Below are 5567 nucleotides of genomic sequence, written 5' to 3' on the forward strand. Positions count from 1 at the left end.
GCGGCGATGTTAAAGCAGTTAGTACAGGTGCGGGTCGGCTATCAGCCGAGGTACCAGCCGGGCGGTACCCAGGATGCGGGGACGGCATGCGCGGAATAGTCCTCACAGCCGGAGCAGAAGTAGGTCACCTCGCCCAACTTGCTGACGGTGCCGTCACGATGGTGCTTCGCGGGAACGAACGTCTCCAGGTACACGAATTCGCCGCTGCCGCATCGCTCGCAATAAGGGATGCCGACATAGTCGTCTTCATTCCGGAAGTGGGCGACGTGCGGGTCGAGGCGGCCGAGTCCGGTGTGCGTCGCGTTCTCGAGGCGTGACGTCGTTGACAGGGGACGTCCGGCGGTCAACGGGCGGCCGGTCCGCATGGTGCGGTGTGGACGATTTGTGGCTGGCGTCATTGCTGGCCTATCCCGAACGCTTGCCGCAACCTGCCGCCAATGCCAGATGGCTGCAACAACGGGCAACGTTCGATTTTTCGAATCGTTTTAGCAGGCCTCTGCTTGACCTGCAACACAGTCAGGATAGGGCAAGTACCCCCGGGCTTCAATGGCTAGGGAGCGGCCGCCCACACGAGTACTTCGGATAGGTAGCAGGTCCCAATGGCAAGTAGAGGCGACTGGTTCCACACCGAGTAAACCGCTAGTCGGCCACAGGCCGGTGCGGGTAGTCCGGCTGGCGGTGCTGGAACTCGAGGACAGCCGGGTTGAGGATCACACCGTCGCGGATTTCGACCGCGCGGCTGATCGTCTCGTTGCCAGCCCAGCCGGTGGGCCCGGAAAGCACTGGCTCCAGGAAGGGAAGCAACGCCTCGCTGATCTCCCAACTGGCTGACTTCCAGAGGTAGGACGGGCTGTGGTCCACCGCGTAGTAGTTGATGTGGTCGCCCACGGTGAACATGGGCTCGGCAAAGGTGGTGGTCTGCGCCCAGCTGAATCCCATACCCTCGTCGCAGGACACATCCACGATCAGGCTGCCGGGCCGGAAAGCGTCCAGGTCCTCGGTGCGCAGGTAGGTCAACGGCGCATTCGGATCCTGCAACGTGCAGTTGACCACGATGTCGCTCTCCGCGAGGAAGGGCGCCAGCGGCACCCGGCCCCGTTCGGTGATCACTTCGCTGAGGTACGGCGCCTCGTCGTCGTGGTCGAACTGCGCGATCCGCACTGAATGGATCGGCGACCCCACCGCGGCGACCCCGCGGCTGGTCAGCACCTGCACGTCGTGGACGCCGTGGGCGTTGAGGGCCGTCACGGCGCCGCGGGCGGTGGCGCCGAAGCCGATCACGACGGCGCTCAGCCGGCGGCCGTAGTCGCCGGTGGTACCCGTGAGAGCCAAGGCGTGCAGAACCGAGCAGTATCCGGCCAGCTCGTTGTTTTTGTGGAACACGTGCAGGCCGAACCCGCCGTCGCTTGCCCAGTGGTTCATAGCCTCGAAGGCGATCAACGTCAGCTTCTTGTCAATCGCCAGCTGGGTGATCTCCCGGTCCTGGACGCAGTGCGGCCAGCCCCAGAGGACCTGTCCGTCCCGGAGCTCGGCCAGGTCGGCGGGCTGCGGCTTGGGCAGCAGGACGACGTCGGCCTCGGCCAGGAGCCGGGCCCGCGGCGCGATCCGGCCAACGAGGCCGGCCAGGTGGGCGTCCGTGACGCCGAAGTGTTCGCCGTAACCCTCTTCCAGGATCAGCTGCTGCCTGAGCTCCGTGGAGATGCGTTCAATATGGCCGGGATGGATGGGAAGCCGGCGCTCGTCCGGTTTCCGCGTGGTGGCCAGGACGCCAAGGGTGGGATGGTTCGAGGGACCGGTCACTTCTTCTTGGGGCTCGCCGTCTTGGCGGTCGCCTTGTCCAGGGAGCTGGGCGGCGCTGCGGCTGCCTTCTTGTCCGCTCGCTTTTCCTTGAGGGACTTGCCGGACTTCTTGGATGCTGCTTGACGGGGGGATTTGTCAGCCATGATCGCTCCTGTAGCGGAACCGAAGAGGTTCCTGACTTCGAACGATACAGGTAGCCACCTAACCGGCTCCGGGGCCGTGCTGCGGCGCGCGCTGCGGGAGAGGAACACACGGGCGAAATGGAGCGGCTGACGGGAATCGAACCCGCGTATCAAGCTTGGGAAGCTAGCGCTCTACCATTGAGCTACAGCCGCAGAGCCGCAGAGGAACTGGTCCGGAATGCCGGAACACACCCTGCGGAACAACGAGATTCACCTTACCCCAGTCGAGAGAATTCCCGGTACACCGACACAACGCCTGTTCCGGTCTCCGGCCCGACGGTGTGTGCTTGGTCGTTTTCCTGGGCTTGTTTGGATGCCCGCCGCTTTTCACGAGGGCGCCCCCTTTCGATGCCACCGGCCGCAATGCCATGCGTCGGTCCGGCAAGGAAAATGCCACACGACCTGGCGCGATGCCGCGGCGTCGGACTACGTAGCCCGATCTCAGATCCACGTAGTACCTGCCGCTCGCGGCGAGTGGCCGTGGAAGCGAAAAGAGGTAGTCCACACTCGTGTGCGGACAAAAGTCATCTTATTGACTAGGCCAGACCACAGTCGAACCAGTCGCTGGAAGGTCTCGCCATGTTTCCTCGTTCGTCGATCGGTGTTCATGTTTCGCTGCTAACGGAGCGGACTGATCGATCCGCTTTCCTTTCTAACCCTGCTGCCCAGCGGGCCGCCGGCGCTGCCAATTCCACCCGGGGGCGGAAGTGAGCGAGCTCAAGCACCGCCGGGCGTTCCACCCGGCGTCCCGCTTTACAGCCCAGGTACGTGTTCCAAGCCGGGTGCAAACTTCTGCGCCGCCTCAGCACTCGGTGTGGGACGACGAACACCGGATTGACATGGCGGCTTCCAGGCGGGCGGTCTCTCTTCGATGGAGGAACTTCGCCAACCGCCTCCGAATCACCGATGCCGCAGCCATTATCGTTGCGGTGGCTTCGGCCTATGTGTTCAGGTTCGGCACCGAAGCGTCGACTCCTGCCGGGGAGGAATTTGAAGCGCGGTACCTGATGGTCTCCACACTGCTCCTTGTGGCGTGGTTCGCTTCCCTCGAGATTTATCCCACCCGCGACCGCCGTACGTTTGGTGTCGGCGCCGCGGAGTACAAACGGGTGGCACAGGCCACTCTCAAATTGTTCGGCGCCCTTGCAATTGCGATGGTCTTCGTCAGGTTCGACGTGGTGCGCGGCTACTTCGCCGTGGCGTTGCCACTGGGCCTGCTGCTACTTACCGGCAGCCGCTGGCTCTGGCGCCGGTGGCTGAACCAAAAGCGGGCCGAAGGCAAGTACCTGTCACGGGTGGTGGTGATCGGAGACCGGCCAGACGTCGAGTATGTCATCAACCAGATCCAGAAGAATCCGACCGCCGGCTACGAGATCTCCGGGGTGGGGTTGCCCACCTTGGAGAAGTCCACGGAGCTGCGGCCGCCGTGGTACCGGATCCCGGTTGTGTCGACCCTGGCTGATGTATCGAGAATGGTGGAAGTCGCGGGCGCGGACGCGGTCATCGTCGCGGGACGGGTCCCCGGTGGCAGCACATACATCCGGGAACTGGGATGGAAGCTGGAGGCAACCGGGACGGAGCTCGTCCTGGCCTCTACCCTGACCAACGTCGCCGGCCCTCGAATCCACTGGCGTCCGGTCGATGGATTGCCGCTGGTGCATGTGGAGCTTCCCCAATACGCAGGCGCCAAGCATGTCCTGAAACGTGCCTTAGACATTCTTGCTGCGTCCTTGGCGTTAGTGGTCTTGTCTCCCGTCATGCTCGCTCTCGCCATCGTCGTCAAACATGACAGCTGTGGTCCTGTCATCTTCCGCCAGCTCCGCGCGGGCAAGAACGGCATTCCCTTCCACATGCTGAAATTCCGGTCGATGGTGGAGACGGCGGAATCTGATCTGGAGTCCCTGCGGGAGCTCAATGAGGGTTCCGGGTTGCTATTCAAGATCCGGAATGATCCGCGGGTCACCCAGTGCGGTCGCTGGATGCGCAAGTACTCGCTCGACGAGCTTCCTCAATTTTGGAATGTGCTGACTGGGGAAATGAGCCTGGTCGGCCCACGTCCGCCGCTGCTGAGTGAAGTCGAACGCTACGAGAAGTTCACGAACCGGCGGTTGCTTATCAAGCCTGGAATCACTGGACTCTGGCAAATCAACGGCCGGTCCACCCTCCCCTGGGAGGAAAGCATTCGGTTGGACCTCTATTACGTAGAGAACTGGTCGCTAACCGGTGACCTGATCATCCTGTGGAGGACTTTCAGAGCCCTGCGCAGCCCGGCCGACGCCTTCTGAAGGGGGACCAATGACGACTCGAATCGGATACGCGGCAGGTGCTTTTGACCTATTCCATGTTGGCCACCTCAACTTGCTGCGGCACGCAAAGGAGCACTGCGATTTCCTGATTGCCGGCGTCGTCGCGGACGAACTTCTCGTCGCGACAAAGGGCCACCCGCCGGTGGTTCCCCTGGCGGAGCGGCTGGAGATCGTCCGGCAGATCCGGTACGTCGATGAGGCGATCGCAGAAACCCTGCCGCGCAAGATCGACACCTGGCGGCGGCATCCCTTCGACATTGTCTTCAAAGGTGACGACTGGCGAAACACCCCGAAGGGCCTCGCCCTGGAGCGGGAGTTTGCCGCTGTGGGCGTCGAGGTCGTCTATTTTCCGTACACCATGCACACGTCGAGCACCTCCCTTCGGAGGAGCCTGGAACTCCTGAATTCCGGGCCTCGGGAGTGGGCGGCGTTACAGGCCCTGCCCTAGGCGTCGCTTGAGCAACTACCTCAGATAGGAACGGTCCCGGTACGGTCTCCGGCTCCGCAGCAAGGTCTCGATCAAACAAAATACGAAGTTCCCAGGGGGGAAAAGTGAAGGAATCAACTCCTAAGCGTGCTGGTCTGCGGATTGCTTTGGTGGGTACGCGGGGTGTGCCCGCTCACTATGGCGGATTCGAAACGTGCGTGGAGGAAGTGGGCCGCCGGCTCGCCGAGCGCGGACACCTTGTGACGGTGTACTGCCGGTCCCGAAATGGGGCGGTGAGCGGGGCAAAGGAATTCGCCGGCATGCGACTCGTGCATCTGCCGGCCCTGCGGCGACGGTCGCTCGAAACCCTTAGCCACACCGGGCTTTCGGTAGCCCATCTTTTGGGCAGCAGGGCGGACGCGACAATTGTCTTCAATGCGGCCAACGCACCCTGGCTCCCGCTCCTCCGCCTGGCCAAGCTGCCGGTTGCCACACACATGGACGGGCTGGAATGGAAGCGCGCAAAGTGGGGGCCGGTTGGAAAACGGTATTACCGTTGGGCCGAAAGCTTTGCCGTGCGGTTCTCCAACGCCCTAATCGCCGATGCCGCCGGAATCCGTGACTACTACCGGACCACCTTTGATGCTGCGACGGAGCTGATTACCTACGGTGCACCGCTACTGGCCCCGAAAGAGCCCCAACGTCTGGCCTCCATCGGCCTGGTTTCGGGCAGGTACCACCTAGTAGTCGCTCGGCTGGAGCCGGAAAACCACGTCCACACGATCGTGGAGGGCTATGTCCGCAGCAATGCGCGGCTTCCGCTGGTCGTCGTCGGTTCCACGCCGTACGGCC

At 63.1% G+C, this 5567-nt stretch carries 6 protein-coding genes and 1 tRNA gene; 3 read left to right on the forward strand and 4 right to left on the reverse strand.

The features are described 5' to 3' along the window. Positions 1 to 41 precede the first annotated feature (41 nt). From AB4Y86_RS10805 to AB4Y86_RS10820, 4 genes are all read right to left on the reverse strand, one after another. Entirely contained in the window at positions 42 to 398 is a 357-nt protein-coding gene (locus tag AB4Y86_RS10805; protein ID WP_441402235.1) for a hypothetical protein, read from the reverse strand. Positions 399 to 639: 241 nt separating this feature from the next. After that, positions 640 to 1800 carry a N(5)-(carboxyethyl)ornithine synthase gene (locus tag AB4Y86_RS10810; RefSeq protein WP_441402236.1) on the reverse strand — a complete coding sequence of 387 codons (1161 nt, stop codon included), beginning with the start codon at positions 1798 to 1800 and terminating at the stop codon, positions 640 to 642. Next, positions 1797 to 1943: a hypothetical protein gene (locus AB4Y86_RS10815; RefSeq protein ID WP_441402237.1), complete on the reverse strand. Its 147-nt coding sequence runs from the start codon at positions 1941 to 1943 to the stop codon at positions 1797 to 1799. Before AB4Y86_RS10815 ends, AB4Y86_RS10810 begins: the two co-directional genes overlap by 4 nt. Positions 1944 to 2061: 118 nt before the next feature. After that, positions 2062 to 2135, reverse strand: a tRNA-Gly gene (locus AB4Y86_RS10820). Positions 2136 to 2689: 554 nt separating this feature from the next. On the opposite strand from AB4Y86_RS10820, the gene AB4Y86_RS10825 reads away from it, so the two are divergent. From AB4Y86_RS10825 to AB4Y86_RS10835, 3 genes are all read left to right on the forward strand, one after another. After that, positions 2690 to 4267 (forward strand): sugar transferase, encoded by a 1578-nt coding sequence (locus AB4Y86_RS10825; protein ID WP_441402238.1) that lies wholly within the window; start codon positions 2690 to 2692, stop codon positions 4265 to 4267. Between the two features lie 10 nt (positions 4268 to 4277). Then, a complete protein-coding gene (locus tag AB4Y86_RS10830; RefSeq protein WP_441402239.1) occupies positions 4278 to 4736 on the forward strand; it encodes an adenylyltransferase/cytidyltransferase family protein in 459 nt (152 codons plus the stop codon). A 134-nt stretch (positions 4737 to 4870) separates the two neighbouring features. After that, positions 4871 to 5567: DUF1972 domain-containing protein (locus AB4Y86_RS10835; protein WP_441402240.1), on the forward strand; the 697-nt coding region annotated here is incomplete at its 3' end.

Source organism: Arthrobacter sp. 2YAF22_2, from assembly GCF_052114645.1.
In the GTDB taxonomy this organism is placed as follows: domain Bacteria; phylum Actinomycetota; class Actinomycetes; order Actinomycetales; family Micrococcaceae; genus Arthrobacter.

Coding starts and splice junctions, on each gene's coding strand:
- AB4Y86_RS10805 (WP_441402235.1), bottom strand. CDS start 398: ATGACGCCAGCCACAAATCGTCCACACCGCACCATGCGGACCGGCCGC.
- AB4Y86_RS10815 (WP_441402237.1), bottom strand. CDS start 1,943: ATGGCTGACAAATCCCCCCGTCAAGCAGCATCCAAGAAGTCCGGCAAG.
- AB4Y86_RS10830 (WP_441402239.1), top strand. CDS start 4,278: ATGACGACTCGAATCGGATACGCGGCAGGTGCTTTTGACCTATTCCAT.